This is a genomic window from Streptomyces sp. BK208 (assembly GCF_004364245.1).
Classification (GTDB): Bacteria; Actinomycetota; Actinomycetes; order Streptomycetales; family Streptomycetaceae; genus Streptomyces.
Window position 1 is genome coordinate 316,565 of record NZ_SOAV01000007.1, and the last position, 20,006, is coordinate 336,570.

Here is a 20,006-nt window from a genome sequence, read left to right on the forward strand (position 1 = left end):
ACGGTCGGCCGCGATACGACAGGAAGCGCCACCCCGCTCGGCGCACCCCGCGTCCCTCGCCTCCGCCCACTCGGCCCACCCGAGCGGCACACCGACCGGTGGAGCCATACGCTCGGCTCATGTCAGAGGTCTACGCGGCCCGCCGGACGCGCCTACGGGAACGCTGCAACGCGGGCGGCAGCGCGGCGGCGCTCGTCTCCCGCCCCGCCAACGTGCGCTATCTCGCGGGCGCCGCCCCGCACGGCGCCGTGCTGCTGCTCGGCAGGACCGAGGACCTGCTGGTCTGCTCGGGCCCGCCGGACGACCGGCCCACGCAGGGCCGTCCCGACGAGTCGCTGCCGGTACGGACGCTGCCGGGACCGGGCGGAGATCCGGCCGTCACGGCCACCGGGCTCGCCGCGGAACAGGGCGCCGAGTCCCTCGCCACGGAGGACCACCACCTTACCGTGGTCCGGCACCGGGCCATGGGCTCGGTCGCGCCCCGGCTGCGTCTGACCGACCTCGGACAGGCCGTCGAACAGCTCCGGGTGGTCAAGGACGAGGAGGAGATCTCCTGCCTGCGCATCGGCGCCGAGATCGCCGACCAGGCCCTCGGCGAACTGCTGGAATCCATCCTGGTCGGCCGTACCGAACGGCACCTCGCCCTGGAGCTGGAGCGCCGCCTCGTCGACCACGGCGCCGACGGCCCCGCCTTCCCCACCTCCGTGGGCACCGGCCCCCACTCGGGGCGCCGCGGCCACCGGCCCACCGACCGGCGGGTGGAGGAGGGCGACTTCCTCTCCGTGTGCCTGGGCGCGACGTACCGCGGTTACCGCTGCGAGATCGGCCGCACGTTCGTGATCGGCACCTCGCCGGCCGACTGGCAGATCGAGCTGTACGACCTCGTCTTCTCCGCCCAACGGGCCGGGCGTGAGGCCCTCGTACCCGGTGCCGCCTGCCGCGATGTGGACCGCGCCGCCCGCCAGGCGCTGGACTCGGCGGGGTACGCGGAGAACCTTCCGGCACTCACCGGTCACGGGGTCGGACTCGAAATCGACGAGGACCCGCAATTGGCCCCCGCGGCCATGGGTAAACTGGACGCTTGTGTGCCGGTCACCGTCGAACCGGGGGTCCACCTCCCGGGCCGGGGCGGGGTCCGGATCGATGACACGCTCGTCGTGCGCCCCGAGGCGGACGGCGGACCCGAGCTACTCACCATCACGACCAAGGAGCTGCTCGCGCTCTAGCCTCGCGCTGTGCGTACGCTCCCGGGTCGTCCACGTCAGTCCAGTCCAGGAGATTCCGCAACCGTGGCTTCCACGAACGACCTCAAGAACGGCCTGGTGCTCAAGCTCGAAGGCGGCCAGCTCTGGTCCGTCGTCGAGTTCCAGCACGTCAAGCCCGGCAAGGGCCCGGCCTTCGTGCGCACCAAGCTGAAGAACGTGCTTTCCGGCAAGGTGGTCGACAAGACCTTCAACGCCGGCGTCAAGGTCGAGACGGCCACTGTCGACAAGCGTGACATGCAGTTCTCCTACATGGACGGCGACTACTTCGTCTTCATGGACATGGAGACCTACGACCAGCTGATGATCGACCGCAAGGTCGTCGGCGACGCCGCCAACTTCCTCATCGAGGGCTTCGAGGCGACCGTCGCGCAGCACGAGGGCGAGGTCCTCTTCGTCGAGCTGCCTGCCGCCGTCGAGCTGACCATCCAGGAGACCGAGCCGGGCGTCCAGGGCGACCGCTCCACGGGCGGCACCAAGCCGGCCACGCTGGAGACCGGTCACCAGATCAACGTCCCGCTCTTCATCACCACCGGTGAGAAGATCAAGGTCGACACCCGCGACAGCAGCTACCTCGGCCGGGTGAACAGCTAACCGTGGCTGCTCGCAACACGGCCCGCAAACGCGCCTTCCAGATCCTCTTCGAGGGCGATCAGCGCGGCGCCGACGTCCTGACGGTGCTCGCCGACTGGGTCCGGCACTCCCGGTCCGACACCCGGCAGCCGCCGGTGAGCGAGTACACGATGGAGCTGGTCGAGGGCTACGCCGAGCGCGCCGCGCGCATCGACGAGCTGATCGCGCAGTACTCCGTGGACTGGACGCTCGACCGCATGCCGGTCGTCGACCGCAACATCCTGCGCCTGGGCGCGTACGAGCTGATCTGGGTCGACGCGACCCCGGACGCCGTCGTCCTGGACGAGATGGTGCAGTTGGCGAAGGAGTTCTCCACGGACGACTCGCCCGCGTTCGTCAACGGCCTGCTCGGTCGGCTGAAGGACCTGAAGCCCTCTCTGCGCCGCGAATAGTCCGCAGGGTTTGCGGAGACGCGGCGCCGTAGGGGTGCGGTGGGAGAGCGGCTGCGGGTTGTCCGTGGCCGGTCGCGCCCACGGGGCGGTAGCCGCAAGGTCGGCGCAGCCCCGCGCCCCTTGCGGCGTCGCTCTCACGACATGCGAAAAACCGCCGGGGTGGCCGGAACCGAACGAACGGTTCCGGCCACCCCGGCGGCACGTTTCTGCTGAAGCGGCGAAGGCTCAGAGCTCCTCGTGGGAGGCCACCGCGCGGCGCGCGTCCGCGTCCAGGACGCCCCAGCTGATCAGCTGCTCGGTGAGGACGGAGGGCGACTGGTCGTAGATGACGGCGAGCGTGCGCAGGTCGTCCTGGCGGATCGAGAGCACCTTGCCGTTGTAGTCACCGCGCTGCGACTGGATCGTGGCCGCGTACCGCTGGAGCGGGCCGGCCTTCTCGGCGGGCACGGTGGCCAGCCGCTCCAGGTCCAGGACCAGCTTCGGCGGCGGCTCGGCGGCTCCGCCCGGGGTGGTGCCCGGCAGCAGCTCCTGTACGGGGACGCCGTAGAAATCCGCCAGCTCGGCGAGGCGCTGCACGGTCACGGCACGGTCACCGCGCTCGTACGAACCGACCACCACGGCCTTCCAGCGGCCCTGGGACTTCTCCTCGACACCGTGGAGGGAAAGGCCCTGCTGGGTGCGGATGGCCCGGAGCTTGGCCCCGAGCTGTTTGGCGTATTCGCTGGACATATGGCTCCCCGGACAAGGTGTCGACGCGGCAGGCTCTGATGTCGGCCGCGCGGCTGGTAACTCACTGTGAGGTTACGCAGCGTTACTCTCCTGCGTCAAGCCGAATGGTCCGCACCGACGCTTCCGTGGTATTCGCTCTCCGTTGCTCCGAACGGGTGGCCGCAGTGCGGCGAAAGAGTGACGTGGGGGTGTGAGGGGGGTCGCCCGACCCGGTCCTGCGGGCCTGGTAGCGTAGGTGGCGCATATCCGACGTCCTTTAAGGTCCGTCCCGTGAGGCGGAGAAGGGGGTCCGTTTCGTATGGACAAGCAACAAGGCAAGCAGCAGGACAGGCTCAGCGACGCGCAGAGCGACGGGCAGTCGGGCGCGCAGTCCGAGGCCCGGCCCGTGCTGGAAGGGCCCGACATCGCGCGGGTGCTGACCCGCATCGCCCACGAGATCGTCGAACGCGCCAAGGGCGCCGACGACGTGGTGCTCCTCGGCATCCCGACCCGCGGCGTCTTCCTCGCCCGGCGGCTCGCCGACAAGCTGGAGCAGATCACCGAGCGCAAGATGCCGGTCGGCTCGCTCGACATCACCATGTACCGCGACGACCTGCGGATGCATCCCCCGCGCGCCCTGGCCCGCACCGAGATCCCCGGTGACGGCATCGACGGCCGCCTCGTCGTCCTCGTCGACGACGTGCTCTTCTCCGGCCGCACCATCCGCGCCGCCCTCGACGCGCTCAACGACATCGGCCGCCCGCGCGCCGTGCAGCTCGCCGTCCTCGTCGACCGCGGCCACCGCGAGCTGCCCATCCGCGCCGACTACGTCGGCAAGAACCTCCCCACGTCGCTGCGGGAAGCGGTCAAGGTCCAGCTCGCCGAGGAGGACGGTCGCGACACCGTGCTGCTCGGCGTCAAGCCGGACGTCCCGGGCGCCCACCCGTAACACCCCGCGTACGCGCCCACCCGCGCCGTACGTCCGCTCGGCGCGCCCCCGCACGCGCCCGGGCGCGCCCGGGCGCCCGAATTATCCCGCTCTTCCGCATGACTCGCCTACGGAGCCTGACAGATGCAGCGTCATCTCATCTCGGCCGCCGACCTCACCCGCGACGACGCCGTCCTGATCCTCGACACCGCCGAGGAGATGGCCCGGGTCGCGGACCGGCCGATCAAGAAACTGCCCACCCTGCGCGGCCGTACCGTCGTCAACCTCTTCTTCGAGGACTCCACCCGGACCCGGATCTCCTTCGAGGCCGCCGAGAAGCGGCTGTCGGCGGACGTCATCAACTTCACCGCCAAGGGTTCCAGCGTCTCCAAGGGCGAGTCGCTCAAGGACACCGCGCAGACGCTGGAGGCCATGGGCGTCGACGCCGTCGTCATCCGGCACGGCGCCTCCGGCGCGCCCTACCGCCTGGCCACCTCCGGGTGGATCGACGCCCACGTCATCAACGCGGGCGACGGCACCCACCAGCACCCCACCCAGGCCCTGCTGGACGCCTTCACCATGCGCCGGCGCCTGGTCGGCCCCGACGCCGGGCTCGGCAAGGACCTCGACGGCCGCCGCGTCACCCTGGTCGGCGACATCCTGCACAGCCGCGTGGCCCGCTCCAACGTCGACCTGCTGCACACTCTCGGTGCCGAGGTCACCCTGGTCGCGCCGCCCACGCTGCTGCCGGTCGGCGTCGAGACCTGGCCCTGCGAGGTCTCCTACGACCTCGACTCGACGCTGACCAAGTCCGACGCGGTGATGCTGCTGCGCGTGCAGCGCGAGCGCATGAACGCCGCCTTCTTCCCGACCGAGCGCGAGTACTCCCGCCGCTACGGCCTCGACGGCGACCGCATGGCCAAGATGCCCGACCACGCCATCGTGATGCACCCCGGCCCGATGGTCCGCGGCATGGAGATCACCGCCGAGGTCGCCGACTCCGGCCGCTGCACCGTCGTCGAGCAGGTCACCAACGGCGTCTCCGTCCGGATGGCCGTCCTCTACCTGCTGCTCGGCGGCGCCGAGCCCGCCGTGACCCACGCCCGCCCCACCGAGGAGAAGTAAGACGATGAGCAAGACCCTGATCCGCGGTGCGAAGGTGCTCGGCGGCGAGCCGCAGGACGTCCTGATCGACGGCACCGTCGTCGAGGCGGTCGGCCGGGACCTGTCCGCCGAGGGCGCCGAGGTGGTCGAGGCCGGCGGCAAGGTGCTGCTGCCCGGCCTGGTCGACCTCCACACCCACCTGCGCGAGCCCGGCCGCGAGGACTCCGAGACCGTCCTCACCGGCACCCGCGCCGCGGCGAGCGGCGGCTACACCAACGTGTTCGCCATGGCCAACACCTTCCCGGTCGCCGACACGGCCGGCGTCGTCGAGCAGGTCTGGCGGCTCGGCCAGGAGTCCGGCTACTGCGACGTGCAGCCCATCGGCGCCGTCACCGTCGGCCTGGAGGGTGCCAAGCTCGCCGAGCTGGGCGCCATGCACGAGTCCGCGGCCGGCGTCACCGTCTTCTCGGACGACGGCAAGTGCGTCCACGACGCCGTGATCATGCGGCGCGCCCTGGAGTACGTGAAGGCCTTCGGCGGCGTCGTCGCCCAGCACGCCCAGGAGCCCCGGCTCACCGAGGGCGCCCAGATGAACGAGGGCGTCGTCTCCGCCGAGCTGGGCCTGGGCGGCTGGCCCGCCGTCGCCGAGGAGTCGATCATCGCCCGGGACGTGCTGCTCGCCGAGCACGTCGGCTCCCGCGTCCACATCTGCCACCTGTCGACCGCCGGCAGCGTCGAGATCGTCCGATGGGCCAAGTCCCGCGGCATCGACGTCACCGCCGAGGTCACCCCGCACCACCTCCTCCTCACCGACGAGCTGGTCCGGTCGTACGACCCGGTCTACAAGGTCAACCCGCCGCTGCGCACCGAGCGTGACGTCATGGCGCTGCGCGAGGCGCTCGCCGACGGCACGATCGACATCGTCGCCACCGACCACGCCCCGCACCCGCACGAGGACAAGGACTGCGAGTGGGCCGCCGCGGCCATGGGCATGGTCGGCCTGGAGACCGCGCTGTCGGTCGTGCAGGAGACCATGGTGGACACGGGCCTGCTGGACTGGGCCGGCGTCGCCGACCGGATGTCCGTCAAGCCCGCGCAGATCGGACAGGCCACCGGACACGGCCGTCCCGTCTCGGCTGGTGAGCCCGCCAACCTCACCCTCGTCGACACGGCATACCGTGGCCGGGTGGACCCCGCGGGCTTCGCCTCGCGCAGCCGCAACACCCCCTACGAGGGTCGTGAGCTGCCGGGCCGTGTGACGCACACGTGGCTGCGGGGCAAGGCCACGCTCGTCGACGGGAAGCTCACGTGACATTCGCAGCACCGGTAATCCTGCTGGCCGCCGAGAAGGAATCGGCGGAAGTGACCGACTGGGCCGCCCGCGTCGGCTGGGTCGTCGGCCTCGGCCTGTTCGTCGCGCTCGTCTACTGGCTGATGCGCGAGGGCTGGAAGTGGCGCGGCACGCTCCAGAGCGACCTGCCGGACCTCCCCACCGCGCCGGACGCGCCCGGCCGGGCCAGACTGACGATGAGCGGCCGCTACCACGGCTCCACCACCGCCGGACAGTGGCTCGACCGCATCGTGGCGCACGGCCTGGGCACCCGCAGCCGGGTCGAGCTCACGCTGACGGACGCGGGACTTGACGTGGTGCGCCCCGGCGCCGCCGACTTCTTCGTCCCCGTGGCGGCGCTGCGCGAGGCCCGGCTCGACAAGGGCATCGCCGGAAAGGTCCTCACCGAGGGCGGCCTGCTGGTCGTCACCTGGGCCCACGGCGACAAGCTGATCGACTCCGGCTTCCGCTCCGACCACGCGGCCGAGCACAGCGAGTGGGTCGACACCCTGAACGACATGATCAACAACAAGACGGAAACGGAAGGCGCACGATGACGACCTCCACCAGGGGAGCCCACCGGACTCCCGCCGTACTCGTCCTGGAGGACGGCCGGACCTTCCGCGGCCGTGCCTACGGGGCCGTGGGGGCCACGTTCGGCGAAGCCGTGTTCTCCACCGGCATGACCGGCTACCAGGAGACCCTCACCGACCCGTCGTACCACCGCCAGGTCGTCGTCATGACCGCCCCGCACGTCGGGAACACCGGCATCAACGACGAGGACATGGAGTCCAAGAAGATCTGGGTCTCCGGCTACGTGGTGCGCGACCCCGCGCGCGTGCCCTCCAACTGGCGTTCGACGCGCACCCTCGACGAGGAGCTGGCCGCCCAGGGCGTCGTCGGCATCTCCGGCATCGACACCCGCGCCCTCACCCGCCACCTGCGCGAGCGCGGCGCCATGCGCGTCGGCATCTTCTCCGGCAACGCGCTGCCCGACGAGGGCACCATGCTCGCCGAGGTCCGGCAGGCCCCCGAGATGAGCGGCGCCGACCTCTCCGCCGAGGTCGCCACCACCGAGGCGTACGTCGTCCCGGCGATCGGGGACAAGAAGTTCACCGTCGCCGCCGTCGACCTCGGCATCAAGGGCATGACCCCGCACCGCATGGCCGAGCGCGGCATCGAGGTGCACGTCCTGCCCGCCACGGCCACCGTCGAGGACGTCTACGCCGTCGAACCGGACGGCGTGTTCTTCTCCAACGGCCCCGGCGACCCCTCCACCGCCGACCACCCGGTCTCGGTCATGCGGGGCGTCCTGGAGCGCGGCACGCCGCTCTTCGGCATCTGCTTCGGCAACCAGATCCTGGGCCGCGCGCTCGGCTTCGGCACCTTCAAGCTGAAGTACGGCCACCGCGGCATCAACCAGCCGGTGCAGGACCGTACGACCGGGAAGGTCGAGGTCACCGCGCACAACCACGGATTCGCCGTCGACGCCCCGCTCGACCAGGTCTCCGACACCCCCTACGGCCGTGCCGAGGTCTCCCACGTCTGCCTCAACGACAACGTGGTGGAGGGGCTCCAGCTCCTCGACCGGCCGGCTTTCAGCGTCCAGTACCACCCCGAAGCGGCAGCGGGCCCGCACGACGCCGCCTACCTGTTCGACCGCTTCGTGAACCTCATGGAGGGCCAGCGTGCCTAAGCGCACCGATATCCAGTCCGTCCTGGTCATCGGCTCCGGCCCGATCGTCATCGGCCAGGCCGCCGAGTTCGACTACTCCGGCACCCAGGCGTGCCGGGTGCTCAAGGCCGAGGGCCTGCGCGTCGTCCTGGTGAACTCCAACCCGGCGACGATCATGACCGACCCGGAGATCGCCGACGCCACCTACGTCGAGCCGATCACCCCCGAGTTCGTCGAGAAGATCATCGCCAAGGAGCGGCCCGACGCCCTGCTGCCAACCCTGGGCGGCCAGACGGCCCTCAACACCGCCATCTCCCTGCACGGCAACGGCGTCCTGGAGAAGTACGGCGTCGAGCTGATCGGCGCCAACGTGGAGGCCATCAACAAGGGCGAGGACCGCGACCTGTTCAAGGAGGTCGTCGAGGAGGTCCGCAAGAAGATCGGCCACGGCGAGTCCGCGCGCTCCTACATCTGCCACTCCATGGACGACGTCCTCAAGGGCGTCGACGCGCTCGGCGGCTACCCCGTCGTCGTCCGCCCCTCCTTCACCATGGGCGGCGCCGGCTCCGGCTTCGCCCACGACGAGGAGGAGCTGCGCCGCATCGCCGGACAGGGTCTCACCCTCTCGCCGACCACCGAGGTGCTCCTGGAAGAGTCCATCCTCGGCTGGAAGGAGTACGAGCTGGAGCTGATGCGCGACAAGAACGACAACGTCGTGGTCGTCTGCTCCATCGAGAACTTCGACCCCATGGGGGTGCACACCGGCGACTCGATCACGGTGGCGCCCGCGATGACGCTGACCGACCGCGAGTACCAGGTGCTGCGCGACGTCGGCATCGCGATCATCCGCGAGGTCGGCGTCGACACCGGCGGCTGCAACATCCAGTTCGCGGTGAACCCCGAGGACGGCCGCGTCATCGTCATCGAGATGAACCCGCGCGTGTCGCGCTCCTCGGCACTGGCGTCCAAGGCGACCGGCTTCCCCATCGCCAAGATCGCCGCCAAGCTGGCCGTCGGCTACACCCTCGACGAGATCCCGAACGACATCACGCGCGAGACCCCGGCCTCCTTCGAGCCGACCCTCGACTACGTGGTCGTGAAGGCTCCGCGGTTCGCCTTCGAGAAGTTCCCGAGCGCCGACTCCACGCTGACCACGACCATGAAGTCGGTCGGCGAGGCCATGGCCATCGGCCGCAACTTCACCGAGGCATTCCAGAAGGCGCTGCGCTCGCTGGAGAAGAAGGGCAGCCAGTTCACCTTCGTCGGCGAGACGGGCGACAAGGACGAGCTGCTGCGCGAGGCCGTGCGGCCCACCGACGGCCGCATCAACACCGTCATGCAGGCCATCCGCGCGGGCGCCACCCCGCAGGAGGTCTTCGACGCCACGAAGATCGACCCCTGGTTCGTCGACCAGCTCTTCCTCATCAAGGAGGTCGCCGACGAGATCGCCGAGAGCCGCGAACTGACCGCCGACCTGCTCGCCGAGGCCAAGCGGCACGGCTTCTCGGACCAGCAGATCGCCGAGATCAGCGGCCTGGGCGAGGACGTGGTCCGCCAGGTGAGGCACGCGCTCGGCGTCCGCCCGGTCTACAAGACGGTCGACACCTGCGCCGCCGAGTTCGCCGCGAAGACGCCGTACTTCTACTCCTCCTACGACGAGGAGACCGAGGTCGCGCCGCGCGAGAAGCCCGCCGTCATCATCCTGGGCTCCGGCCCGAACCGCATCGGCCAGGGCATCGAGTTCGACTACTCCTGCGTCCACGCCTCCTTCGCGCTGTCCGACGCCGGGTACGAGACCGTGATGGTCAACTGCAACCCCGAGACCGTCTCCACCGACTACGACACCTCCGACCGGCTCTACTTCGAGCCGCTCACCCTGGAGGACGTCCTGGAGATCGTCCACGCCGAGCAGCAGGCCGGACCGGTCGCGGGCGTCGTCGTGCAGCTCGGCGGGCAGACCCCGCTCGGCCTGTCGCAGGCGCTGAAGGACAACGGCGTGCCGATCGTCGGCACCTCCCCGGAGGCCATCCACGCCGCCGAGGACCGCGGCGCCTTCGGGCGGGTGCTCGCCGAGGCGGGCCTGCCCGCCCCCAAGCACGGCACCGCCACCACCTTCGGCGAGGCCAAGGCCATCGCCGACGAGATCGGCTACCCGGTCCTGGTGCGGCCCTCCTACGTCCTGGGCGGACGCGGCATGGAGATCGTCTACGACGAGACCCGCCTCGAGGCGTACATCGCCGAGTCGACCGAGATCAGCCCGTCCCGGCCGGTCCTGGTCGACCGCTTCCTCGACGACGCGATCGAGATCGACGTCGACGCCCTGTACGACGGCGAGGAGCTGTACCTCGGCGGCGTCATGGAGCACATCGAGGAGGCCGGCATCCACTCCGGCGACTCGGCGTGCGCCCTGCCCCCGATCACGCTCGGCGGCTTCGACATCAAGCGGCTGCGCGCCTCCACCGAGGGCATCGCCAAGGGCGTCGGCGTGCGCGGCCTGATCAACATCCAGTTCGCGCTGGCCGGGGACATCCTCTACGTCCTGGAGGCCAACCCGCGCGCCTCGCGCACCGTCCCCTTCACCTCGAAGGCGACCGCGGTGCCGCTGGCCAAGGCCGCCGCCCGCATCTCGCTGGGCGCGACCGTCGCCGAGCTGCGTGCCGAGGGCCTGCTCCCGGCGAACGGCGACGGCGGCACCCTGCCGCTGGACGCGCCGATCTCCGTCAAGGAGGCCGTGATGCCGTGGTCCCGCTTCCGGGACATCCAGGGCCGCGGCGTCGACACGGTCCTCGGCCCGGAGATGCGCTCCACCGGCGAGGTCATGGGCATCGACTCCGTCTTCGGCACGGCGTACGCCAAGTCGCAGGCGGGCGCGTACGGCCCGCTGCCGACCAAGGGACGGGCGTTCATCTCGGTGGCCAACCGGGACAAGCGTTCGATGATCTTCCCGGCGCGCGAGCTGGTCGCCCACGGCTTCGAGCTGATGGCCACCTCCGGCACCGCCGAGGTCCTCAAGCGCAACGGCATCAACGCCACGGTGGTGCGCAAGCAGTCCGAGGGCACCGGCCCGAACGGCGAGAAGACCATCGTCCAGCTGATCCACGACGGCGAGGTCGACCTCATCGTCAACACCCCGTACGGCACCGGCGGCCGCCTCGACGGCTACGACATCCGTACGGCGGCCGTGGCCCGCTCCGTGCCCTGCCTGACCACGGTCCAGGCGCTGGCGGCGGCGGTGCAGGGCATCGACGCCCTCAACCACGGCGACGTGGGAGTGCGCTCGCTCCAGGAACACGCCGAATTCCTGACCGCGGCCCGCGACTAGCGGCTCATGCAAGAGGGGGACACCGGAACGGTGTCCCCCTCTTCATGAGCCCCGAGCACCACAGAGGCTTCCCGAGGGACACATGTACAAGATCTTCTTCAAGCTCGTCTTCTCCCGCATGGATCCGGAGGCGGCCCACCACCTCGCCTTCCGCTGGATCCGCCTGGCCGTCCGCGTCCCCGTGCTGCGCACCTTCGTCGCCGCCGCGCTCGCGCCCCGCCACAAGGAGCTGCGCACCGAGGCCCTGGGCCTGCGCATGCACGGCCCCTTCGGGCTCGCCGCGGGCTTCGACAAGAACGCCGTCGCGATCGACGGCATGGCGATGCTCGGCTTCGACCACGTCGAGATCGGCACGGTGACCGGGGAGCCGCAGCCCGGCAACCCCAGGAAGCGGCTGTTCCGCCTGGTGGCCGACCGGGCGCTGATCAACCGCATGGGCTTCAACAACGACGGTTCGCTGGCCGTGGCGGCGCGTCTGGCCTCCCGCAACCCCGTCTTCCGCACCGTCGTCGGCGTCAACATCGGCAAGACGAAGGTGGTCCCGGAGGAGGAGGCGGTCGGCGACTACGTGAAGTCCGCCGAGCGCCTGGCCCCGCACGCCGACTACCTGGTCGTCAACGTCTCCTCGCCCAACACGCCCGGCCTGCGCAACCTCCAGGCCACCGAGGCGCTGCGTCCGCTGCTCAGCGCGGTCCGCGAGGCCGCCGACCGCGCGGTGACCGCCCGCCGGGTCCCCCTGCTGGTCAAGATCGCCCCCGACCTCGCCGACGAGGACGTGGACGCGGTCGCCGACCTGGCCGTGGAGCTGGGCCTGGACGGCATCATCGCCACCAACACCACCGTCGCGCGCGAGGGACTCGGCCTGACCTCCTCTCCCGCCCTCGTGGGGGAGACCGGCGGACTGTCCGGCGCGCCCCTCAAGGCGCGGTCCCTGGAGGTGCTGCGGCGCCTCTACGCGCGCGTGGGCGACCGCATCACCCTGGTGGGCGTCGGCGGCGTCGAGACCGCCGAGGACGCCTGGCAGCGCATCCTGGCCGGCGCCACGCTGGTCCAGGGCTACAGCGCGTTCATCTACGAGGGGCCCTTCTGGGGCCGTGCGATCCACAAGGGGCTCGCCGCGCGCCTGCGGCAGAGCCCGTACGCCACCCTCGCCGACGCGGTCGGCGCCGACGTGAGGAATCCCCGATGACCAGCATGTCGGCACTCGAGCCCTTCGGTGCCCGGCTGCGCCGCGCGATGGACGAGCGCGGTCCCCTGTGCGTCGGCATCGACCCGCACGCCTCCCTGCTCGCCGAGTGGGGCCTGAACGACGACGTGGCCGGCCTCGAGCGCTTCAGCCGCACCGTCGTGGAGGCGGTGGCCGACCGGGTGGCCGTGCTCAAGCCGCAGAGCGCCTTCTTCGAGCGGTTCGGCTCGCGCGGCGTCGCCGTGCTGGAGAAGGCGGTGGAGGAGGCTCGGGCGGCCGGTGCGCTGGTCGTGATGGACGCCAAGCGCGGCGACATCGGCTCGACCATGGCCGCGTACGCCGAGTCGTTCCTGCGCAAGGGCGCCCCGCTGTTCTCGGACGCCCTGACCGTCTCCCCGTACCTCGGCTACGGCTCCCTGAAGCCCGCCGTCGACCTGGCGCGCGAGAGCGGCGCGGGCCTGTTCGTACTGGCGCTGACCTCCAACCCGGAGGGCGGCGAGGTCCAGCACGCGGTGCGGGACGGCGGACGGAACGTCGGCGCGACGATGCTGGCCCATCTGGCCGCCGAGAACGCGGGGGAGGAGCCGCTGGGCTCCTTCGGCGCGGTGGTCGGTGCCACGCTCGGGGACCTGTCCGCGTACGACCTGGCCATCAACGGTCCGCTGCTGGCCCCCGGCATCGGCGCCCAGGGCGCCACGCCCGCGGACCTGCCGCGCGTGTTCGGGGCCGCGGCGGGCAACGTGGTGCCGAGCGCCAGCCGGGGTGTGCTTCGTCACGGTCCCGATGTGGGCGCTTTGCGGAGGGCCGCCGACCGTTTCGCGGCGGAGATCCGGACCGCGGTCACGACGCCCTGACTCTGGATACATCCTCAAATCAGAGGGAATATGTCCTAAATGTCCGGCCTGACGGAGGCTGACCAGGACTTTTCCGCTGTTCTCGCTGACTCTGGCGGACTTGACCGCTAGTCTCCGTCGAGAGTCAACGGGCAAGCGTGTTGCTCGCGGCTCACCAGGTGAGGGGCGACTAGGTTCCTCACCGGTCCGTATCCGACAGTTCGACATCCGAGGTGACGTAGGCGTGGCTCTTCCGCCCCTTACCCCTGAACAGCGCGCAGCCGCGCTCGAAAAGGCCGCCGCGGCTCGCCGGGAGCGGGCCGAGGTCAAGAATCGACTCAAGCACTCCGGCGCCTCCCTCCACGAGGTCATCAAGCAGGGTCAGGAGAACGACGTCATCGGCAAGATGAAGGTCTCCGCCCTCCTCGAGTCCCTGCCGGGCGTGGGCAAGGTCCGCGCCAAGCAGATCATGGAGCGACTGGGTATCTCCGAGAGCCGCCGCGTGCGCGGTCTCGGGTCCAACCAGATCGCGTCCCTGGAGCGAGAGTTCGGCAGCACCGGCAGCTGAGTCCGGACCACTCCGGGATTGCTGGAATAATCGCCGTATGGCTGCAACACCCTGGGGGACGTCCCCCGTACCCCCGGACGCACGTCCGCGGCTGACCGTGCTCTCCGGCCCCTCCGGGGTCGGCAAGAGCACGGTCGTCGCCCATATGCGCAAGGCGCACCCCGAGGTATGGCTGTCGGTCTCGGCGACGACGCGCAAGCCCCGCCCCGGAGAGCAGCACGGTGTCCACTACTTCTTCGTGAGCGACGAGGAGATGGACAAGCTGATCGCCAACGGTGAGCTGCTGGAGTGGGCCGAGTTCGCCGGCAACCGCTACGGCACGCCGCGCACGGCGGTGCTGGAGCGCCTGGAGGCCGGTGAGCCGGTCCTCCTGGAGATCGACCTCCAGGGAGCACGGCAGGTCCGCGCCTCCATGCCCGAATCCCGGCTGGTGTTCCTGGCCCCGCCCTCCTGGGACGAGCTGGTGCGCAGGCTCACCGGCCGGGGCACCGAACCGCCGGAGGTCATCGAGCGCCGCCTCGCCGCGGCCAAGGTGGAGCTGGCGGCCGAGCCGGAGTTCGACCAGACCCTGGTGAACACCTCCGTCGAGGACGTGGCGCGCGAGCTGCTAGCCTTGACGAACGTCGTGTGATCGTCACTGTTCGTCCTGCGATCGTCCCGACTGAATCTTTCCCATCCATCGGAAGGTAGAGCGTGTCCTCTTCCATCTCCGCGCCCGAGGGCATCATCAACCCGCCGATCGACGAGCTCCTCGAGGCCACGGACTCGAAGTACAGCCTCGTGATCTACGCGGCCAAGCGGGCCCGCCAGATCAACGCGTACTACTCGCAGCTCGGTGAGGGCCTCCTCGAGTACGTCGGTCCGCTCGTCGACACCCACGTTCACGAGAAGCCGCTCTCGATCGCCCTGCGCGAGATCAACGCGGGGCTGCTGACCTCCGAGGCCATCGAGGGCCCGGCGCAGTAACACCAGCAGCATCGGCGGTAGTATCTTCAGCCTTACGCTGACTTATCCACAGGCCCGGCAGCCCGACTGTCGGGCCTGTGGTGTGTGATGGGACGTGCGCGCACTCCGAGCGCGTCATCCGAGCCGGGGAGAGACGGTGGACAAGCCCGAGGTCGTTCTGGGGGTCAGTGGCGGCATCGCCGCGTACAAGGCCTGTGAGCTGCTGCGCAGATTCACCGAGTCGGGACACGAGGTCCGCGTCGTCCCCACCGCGTCCGCGCTGCACTTCGTGGGCGCCGCCACCTGGTCCGCCCTGTCCGGCAACCCCGTGTCGACGGAGGTCTGGGCCGACGTCCACGAGGTCCCGCACGTCCGGATCGGCCAGCACGCCGACCTGGTCGTCGTCGCTCCGGCCACCGCCGACATGCTCGCCAAGGCGGCTCACGGCCTGGCCGACGACCTGCTCACCAACACCCTGCTCACGGCCCGCTGCCCGGTCGTCTTCGCCCCGGCGATGCACACCGAGATGTGGGAGCACCCGGCCACCCAGGAGAACGTGGCGACGCTGCGCCGCCGCGGCGCCGTCGTGATCGAACCGGCCGTCGGCCGCCTCACCGGCGTCGACACCGGCAAGGGCCGGCTGCCCGACCCGGGCGAGATCTTCGAGGTCTGCCGCCGGGTCCTCGCCCGCGGGGTGCGCGAGCCCGACCTCACCGGGCGGCACGTCGTCGTCAGTGCCGGCGGCACCCGGGAGCCCCTGGACCCGGTCCGCTTCCTCGGCAACCGGTCCTCCGGCAAGCAGGGCTACGCCCTCGCCCGCACCGCTGCCGCCCGCGGCGCCCGCGTCACGCTGGTCGCGGCGAACGCGGCCATGCCCGACCCGGCCGGTGTGGACGTGGTGCCGGTCGGCACGGCGGTGGAGCTGCGCGAGGCGATGTTGCGCGCCGCGGCGGACGCCGACGCCGTCGTCATGGCCGCGGCGGTGGCCGACTTCCGGCCGGCGACGTATGCCACCGGGAAGATCAAGAAGCGGGACGGCCAGGAGCCCGCGCCGATCGCCCTGGTGCGTAATCCGGACATCCTCGCGGAGATCTCCGGGACCCGGGCCCGCTCCGGACAGGTGATCGTCGGCTTCGCCGCCGAGACCGACGACGTCCTGGCCAACGGACGGGCCAAGCTGAAACGGAAGGGCTGCGACCTCCTCGTGGTGAACGAGGTGGGGGAGCGCAAGACCTTCGGTTCCGAGGAGAACGAGGCGGTGGTCCTGGGCGCCGACGGCAGCGAGATGCCGGTCGCCCGCGGCCCGAAGGAAGCTCTGGCCGACACCGTCTGGGACCTCGTCGTCCGTCGTCTGGAGTGAATGACCCATTTGCTCGAAGACGCTCCGAAGACGGCGCATTCCAGCGTGGCGCCCCTGGCCAAGGGGGCTTCCTTCTGGGCAGAATGCCCGTGCCGCAGGTCACAGCCCTCCCGAGAGCTGAGACAGGTGGGCCCGCGGCAGAGTGCGACCGATAAACTGTTCTCGGACGTCGCCGGGTGCAGCTCCCCGTGCCGTCCACAAATGATCAGCCAGCAGCCGCTGCAACCCCAGGGAGCGTTGTGTCCCGTCGCCTGTTCACCTCGGAGTCCGTGACCGAAGGTCACCCCGACAAGATCGCTGACCAGATCAGCGACACGATTCTCGACGCGCTTCTGCGTGAGGACCCGACCTCTCGGGTCGCCGTCGAAACCCTGATCACCACCGGTCTGGTGCACGTGGCCGGTGAGGTCACCACCAAGGCCTACGCGGACATCGCCAACCTGGTCCGCGGAAAGATCCTGGAGATCGGCTACGACTCCTCCAAGAAGGGCTTCGACGGCGCCTCCTGCGGCGTCTCGGTCTCCATCGGCGCGCAGTCCCCGGACATCGCCCAGGGTGTCGACACGGCGTACGAGAACCGGGTCGAGGGCGACGAGGACGAGCTGGACCGTCAGGGCGCCGGCGACCAAGGCCTGATGTTCGGCTACGCGTCCGACGAGACGCCGACGCTGATGCCGCTGCCGGTCTTCCTGGCGCACCGCCTGTCCAAGCGCCTGTCCGAGGTCCGCAAGAACGGCACCATCCCCTACCTGCGCCCGGACGGCAAGACCCAGGTCACCATCGAGTACGACGGTGACAAGGCGGTCCGCCTGGACACGGTCGTCGTCTCCTCGCAGCACGCGAGCGACATCGACCTGGAGTCGCTGCTGGCACCGGACATCAAGGAGTTCGTCGTCGAGCCGGAGCTGCGGGCGCTCCTGGAGGACGGCATCAAGATCGACACGGAGAACTACCGCCTCCTGGTCAACCCGACCGGCCGCTTCGAGATCGGCGGTCCGATGGGCGACGCCGGCCTGACCGGCCGCAAGATCATCATCGACACGTACGGCGGCATGGCCCGCCACGGCGGCGGCGCCTTCTCCGGCAAGGACCCGTCGAAGGTCGACCGTTCCGCGGCGTACGCGATGCGCTGGGTCGCCAAGAACGTCGTGGCCGCCGGCCTCGCCGCCCGCTGCGAGGTCCAGGTCGCCTACGCGATCGGCAAGGCCGAGCCGGTCGGTCTGTTCGTGGAGACCTTCGGCACCGCCAAGGTCGACGCCGAGAAGATCGAGAAGGCGATCGACGAGGTCTTCGACCTTCGCCCGGCCGCCATCATCCGCGACCTCGACCTGCTCCGCCCGATCTACGCCCAGACCGCGGCGTACGGTCACTTCGGCCGTGAGCTGCCCGACTTCACCTGGGAGCGCACGGACCGCGTGGACGCGCTGCGCGAGGCCGCGGGCCTGTAGGCACGGCTCCGGGCGCAGGCGCGCCCGGCGGCACATGAAGAGGCCCGGTGCCCCCGACGGGGGCACCGGGCCTCTTCGCACGCTCCGGACCCCGTCCGCGCTGTCAGTGGTCTTTGCGAGAATGCAGGCGTGAGCAGCGAGGACGGACCGGAGCAGGGCGGCGCGCAGGACGCGCCGCCCGAGCAGCTCGCGCTCATTCGGGAGACCGTGCGCGCGGCGAAGACCCCGCGAGCGAAGCCGCGCACCTGGCGCGGCGCCGCGCTCGCCAAGGAGCTGCCGGTCGCCCGGGTCCTCGTCGACAAGGGCGTGCTCCACCTCGACCGGTACTTCGACTACGCCGTGCCCGAGGAGCTGGACGACGAGGCCCGGCCCGGCGTGCGGGTGCGGGTGCGCTTCGGGGCCGGGCGGCACCGGGTGCGGGACGGGCGGCGCGAAGGCGGCGGGCTCATCGACGGCTTCCTGGTCGAGCGGCTCGCCGAATCCGACTACGCGGGGCCCCTGGCCGCCCTGGCCCAGGTCGTCTCGCCCGAGCGGATCCTCGACGAGGAGCTGCTCGGCCTCGTCCGTGCGGTCGCCGACCGGTACGCGGGCAGCGTCGCCGACGTCCTCCAGCTCGCCGTACCCCCGCGCAACGCGCGCGCCGAGAAGCGGGCCTCGCCCGAACCGCTGCCCGCACCCCCCGCGCCCGAGCCGGGGACGTGGGCGCGCTACGAGCAGGGGCCCGCGTTCGTGGCGGCGCTCGCGGCGGGAGGCGCGCCGCGCGCGGTGTGGAACGCGTTGCCGGGCCCGCAGTGGGCGGAGGAGCTGGCCCGGGCCGTGGCGGCGACGCTGGCCTCCGGCCGGGGCGCCCTGGCCGTCCTGCCGGACGGGCGGGCCGTGGCCCGTGCCGACGCCGCGCTCACCGCCCTCCTCGGCGAGGGCCGGCACGCGGTGCTCACCGCCGACGCCGGCCCCGAGAAGCGGTACGCGCAGTGGCTCGCGGTGCGCCGCGGTGCCGTACGGGCCGTGATCGGGACCAGGGCCGCCATGTTCGCGCCGGTGCGGGACCTCGGCCTGGTCGCCCTGTGGGACGACGGCGACGACAGCCACAGCGAGCCGCACGCCCCGCAGCCGCACGCCCGCGAGGTGCTGCTGCTGCGGGCCGCCCAGGACCGGTGCGCCTTCCTGCTGGGCGGCTGGAGCTGCACCGTGGAGGCGGCCCAGCTCGTGGAGACCGGCTGGGCCCGGCCCCTGGTCGCGGCGCGCGAGCAGGTACGGGCCGCCGCGCCCCTGGTGCGGACCGTCGGGGACCAGGACCTGGCCCGGGACGAGGCCGCCCGCGCCGCGCGCCTGCCGACCCTCGCCTGGCAGGCCGTCAGGGAAGGGCTGCGGCTCGGGCCGGTGCTCGTCCAGGTGCCCCGGCGCGGCTACGTGCCCCGCATGGCCTGCGCTGCGTGCCGGACGCCCGCGCGGTGCCGGCACTGCTCGGGCCCGCTGGAGGGGCAGCAGTCGTCCTCCGCCCTGCGGTGCGGCTGGTGCGGGCGCGAGGAGGCCGCCTGGCACTGCCCGGAGTGCGGGGCGTTCCGGCTGCGCGCGCAGGTCGTGGGCGCCCGCCGCACCGCGGAGGAACTGGGGCGGGCCTTCCCGGCCGTGCCGGTGCGCACGTCCGGGCGCGAGCACGTGCTGGACACCGTGTCCGAGGCTCCCGCGCTGGTCGTGAGCACCCCGGGGGCCGAACCGGTCGCCGAGGGCGGTTATGCGGCGGCGTTGCTGCTCGACGGGTGGGCGATGCTCGGCCGGCCCGATCTGCGCGCCGGTGAGGACGCGCTGCGCCGCTGGATGGCCGCCGCCGCCCTGGTGCGCCCGCAGAGCGCCGGGGGCACCGTCGTCGCGGTCGCCGAGCCGACGCTGCGGCCGGTGCAGGCGCTGGTGCGCTGGGACCCGGTCGGACACGCGCTGCGGGAGCTGGCCGAACGGGCCGAGCTGGGTTTTCCGCCGGTGTCGCGGATGGCGGCCGTGTCCGGACCTCCGGAAGCGGTGACCGGCTTCCTGGGCGCCGTCGAGCTGCCGGCCGAAGCGGAGGTGCTCGGTCCGGTGCCCTTGCCCGTCACGGCGGCGGGACGGCCGCGCCGGGTGGGGGCGCCTCCCCCCGGCGAGCACTGGGAGCGGGCGCTGATCCGGGTCCCGCCGGGGCGCGGGGCCGCACTCGCCGGTGCGCTGAAGGCCGCCCAGGCGGCGCGGACGGCCCGCGGGAGCGACACGGCGGTGTGGGTGCGGATCGATCCGCCCGACATCGGCTGAGGGGTGATCCCGCCCCGCCTCGTCGGGGGGAG

18 protein-coding genes are annotated in these 20,006 nt (G+C 71.5%); 17 read left to right on the plus strand and 1 reads right to left on the minus strand.

Annotated elements, in window-relative coordinates; translation table 11 throughout:
- Positions 1 to 119 precede the first annotated feature (119 nt).
- The 3 genes from EV562_RS19785 to nusB all read left to right on the plus strand — a co-directional run bounded on the left by EV562_RS19785 (position 120) and on the right by nusB (position 2,287).
- The gene (locus EV562_RS19785) at positions 120 to 1,226 is read left to right on the plus strand and encodes an aminopeptidase P family protein (protein WP_133888124.1); all 1,107 of its coding nucleotides are present in this window, start codon (positions 120 to 122) and stop codon (positions 1,224 to 1,226) included.
- 63 nt (positions 1,227 to 1,289) lie between these two features.
- Complete coding sequence (gene efp, locus EV562_RS19790) at positions 1,290 to 1,856, plus strand: elongation factor P (RefSeq protein ID WP_133888125.1); 567 nt, start codon at positions 1,290 to 1,292, stop codon at positions 1,854 to 1,856.
- Between the two features lie 2 nt (positions 1,857 to 1,858).
- Positions 1,859 to 2,287, plus strand: a complete 429-nt coding sequence (gene nusB, locus EV562_RS19795) for a transcription antitermination factor NusB (RefSeq protein ID WP_133888126.1) — start codon at positions 1,859 to 1,861, stop codon at positions 2,285 to 2,287.
- A gap of 225 nt (positions 2,288 to 2,512) precedes the next feature.
- Here the strand turns inward: nusB and bldD are convergent, their stop codons facing one another.
- Entirely contained in the window at positions 2,513 to 3,016 is a 504-nt protein-coding gene (gene bldD / locus EV562_RS19800; RefSeq protein ID WP_007447547.1) for a transcriptional regulator BldD, read from the minus strand.
- Between the two features lie 298 nt (positions 3,017 to 3,314).
- Here bldD and pyrR point away from each other — a divergent pair, with 298 nt between their 5' ends.
- The 14 genes from pyrR (at position 3,315) to EV562_RS19870 (ending at position 19,974) form a co-directional block, all read left to right on the plus strand.
- Positions 3,315 to 3,944: a bifunctional pyr operon transcriptional regulator/uracil phosphoribosyltransferase PyrR gene (gene pyrR, locus EV562_RS19805; RefSeq protein WP_133888127.1), complete on the plus strand. Its 630-nt coding sequence runs from the start codon at positions 3,315 to 3,317 to the stop codon at positions 3,942 to 3,944.
- Positions 3,945 to 4,067: 123 nt separating this feature from the next.
- The gene (locus EV562_RS19810) at positions 4,068 to 5,048 is read left to right on the plus strand and encodes an aspartate carbamoyltransferase catalytic subunit (protein ID WP_061445774.1); all 981 of its coding nucleotides are present in this window, start codon (positions 4,068 to 4,070) and stop codon (positions 5,046 to 5,048) included.
- A 4-nt stretch (positions 5,049 to 5,052) separates the two neighbouring features.
- Positions 5,053 to 6,339: a dihydroorotase gene (locus tag EV562_RS19815; RefSeq protein ID WP_133888128.1), complete on the plus strand. Its 1,287-nt coding sequence runs from the start codon at positions 5,053 to 5,055 to the stop codon at positions 6,337 to 6,339.
- Entirely contained in the window at positions 6,336 to 6,914 is a 579-nt protein-coding gene (locus EV562_RS19820) for a hypothetical protein (RefSeq protein ID WP_133888129.1), read from the plus strand. Before EV562_RS19815 ends, EV562_RS19820 begins: the two co-directional genes overlap by 4 nt.
- The gene (gene carA / locus EV562_RS19825) at positions 6,911 to 8,053 is read left to right on the plus strand and encodes a glutamine-hydrolyzing carbamoyl-phosphate synthase small subunit (RefSeq protein WP_133888130.1); all 1,143 of its coding nucleotides are present in this window, start codon (positions 6,911 to 6,913) and stop codon (positions 8,051 to 8,053) included. Before EV562_RS19820 ends, carA begins: the two co-directional genes overlap by 4 nt.
- Positions 8,046 to 11,354: a carbamoyl-phosphate synthase large subunit gene (gene carB, locus EV562_RS19830; protein ID WP_133888131.1), complete on the plus strand. Its 3,309-nt coding sequence runs from the start codon at positions 8,046 to 8,048 to the stop codon at positions 11,352 to 11,354. The genes carA and carB overlap by 8 nt, the downstream gene beginning before the upstream one ends.
- A gap of 82 nt (positions 11,355 to 11,436) precedes the next feature.
- On the plus strand, positions 11,437 to 12,543 hold the full coding sequence (locus EV562_RS19835; protein ID WP_133888132.1) for a quinone-dependent dihydroorotate dehydrogenase: 1,107 nt from the start codon (positions 11,437 to 11,439) through the stop codon (positions 12,541 to 12,543).
- A 5-nt stretch (positions 12,544 to 12,548) separates the two neighbouring features.
- Entirely contained in the window at positions 12,549 to 13,394 is an 846-nt protein-coding gene (gene pyrF, locus EV562_RS19840) for an orotidine-5'-phosphate decarboxylase (RefSeq protein ID WP_133888235.1), read from the plus strand.
- A gap of 223 nt (positions 13,395 to 13,617) precedes the next feature.
- The gene (locus tag EV562_RS19845; RefSeq protein ID WP_003977346.1) at positions 13,618 to 13,941 is read left to right on the plus strand and encodes an integration host factor; all 324 of its coding nucleotides are present in this window, start codon (positions 13,618 to 13,620) and stop codon (positions 13,939 to 13,941) included.
- Between the two features lie 37 nt (positions 13,942 to 13,978).
- Positions 13,979 to 14,572: a guanylate kinase gene (gene gmk / locus EV562_RS19850; protein ID WP_133888133.1), complete on the plus strand. Its 594-nt coding sequence runs from the start codon at positions 13,979 to 13,981 to the stop codon at positions 14,570 to 14,572.
- Positions 14,573 to 14,634: 62 nt separating this feature from the next.
- On the plus strand, positions 14,635 to 14,907 hold the full coding sequence (gene rpoZ, locus EV562_RS19855) for a DNA-directed RNA polymerase subunit omega (RefSeq protein ID WP_003977348.1): 273 nt from the start codon (positions 14,635 to 14,637) through the stop codon (positions 14,905 to 14,907).
- 136 nt (positions 14,908 to 15,043) lie between these two features.
- Positions 15,044 to 16,246, plus strand: a complete 1,203-nt coding sequence (coaBC, locus tag EV562_RS19860; RefSeq protein WP_166661891.1) for a bifunctional phosphopantothenoylcysteine decarboxylase/phosphopantothenate--cysteine ligase CoaBC — start codon at positions 15,044 to 15,046, stop codon at positions 16,244 to 16,246.
- 239 nt (positions 16,247 to 16,485) lie between these two features.
- Positions 16,486 to 17,694, plus strand: coding sequence for a methionine adenosyltransferase (gene metK, locus EV562_RS19865; RefSeq protein ID WP_133888135.1), 1,209 nt, complete (start codon positions 16,486 to 16,488; stop codon positions 17,692 to 17,694).
- A gap of 129 nt (positions 17,695 to 17,823) precedes the next feature.
- Complete coding sequence (locus EV562_RS19870) at positions 17,824 to 19,974, plus strand: primosomal protein N' (RefSeq protein ID WP_133888136.1); 2,151 nt, start codon at positions 17,824 to 17,826, stop codon at positions 19,972 to 19,974.
- Positions 19,975 to 20,006 lie beyond the last annotated feature (32 nt).

What these genes read in the sequence shown, in the direction of transcription:
- EV562_RS19785 (WP_133888124.1), top strand. Translation starts at nt 120, where the DNA reads ATGTCAGAGGTCTACGCGGCCCGCCGGACGCGCCTACGGGAACGCTGC.
- bldD (WP_007447547.1), bottom strand. Translation starts at nt 3,016, where the DNA reads ATGTCCAGCGAATACGCCAAACAGCTCGGGGCCAAGCTCCGGGCCATC.
- pyrR (WP_133888127.1), top strand. Translation starts at nt 3,315, where the DNA reads ATGGACAAGCAACAAGGCAAGCAGCAGGACAGGCTCAGCGACGCGCAG.
- EV562_RS19810 (WP_061445774.1), top strand. Translation starts at nt 4,068, where the DNA reads ATGCAGCGTCATCTCATCTCGGCCGCCGACCTCACCCGCGACGACGCC.
- EV562_RS19815 (WP_133888128.1), top strand. Translation starts at nt 5,053, where the DNA reads ATGAGCAAGACCCTGATCCGCGGTGCGAAGGTGCTCGGCGGCGAGCCG.
- carA (WP_133888130.1), top strand. Translation starts at nt 6,911, where the DNA reads ATGACGACCTCCACCAGGGGAGCCCACCGGACTCCCGCCGTACTCGTC.
- EV562_RS19835 (WP_133888132.1), top strand. Translation starts at nt 11,437, where the DNA reads ATGTACAAGATCTTCTTCAAGCTCGTCTTCTCCCGCATGGATCCGGAG.
- pyrF (WP_133888235.1), top strand. Translation starts at nt 12,549, where the DNA reads ATGTCGGCACTCGAGCCCTTCGGTGCCCGGCTGCGCCGCGCGATGGAC.
- gmk (WP_133888133.1), top strand. Translation starts at nt 13,979, where the DNA reads ATGGCTGCAACACCCTGGGGGACGTCCCCCGTACCCCCGGACGCACGT.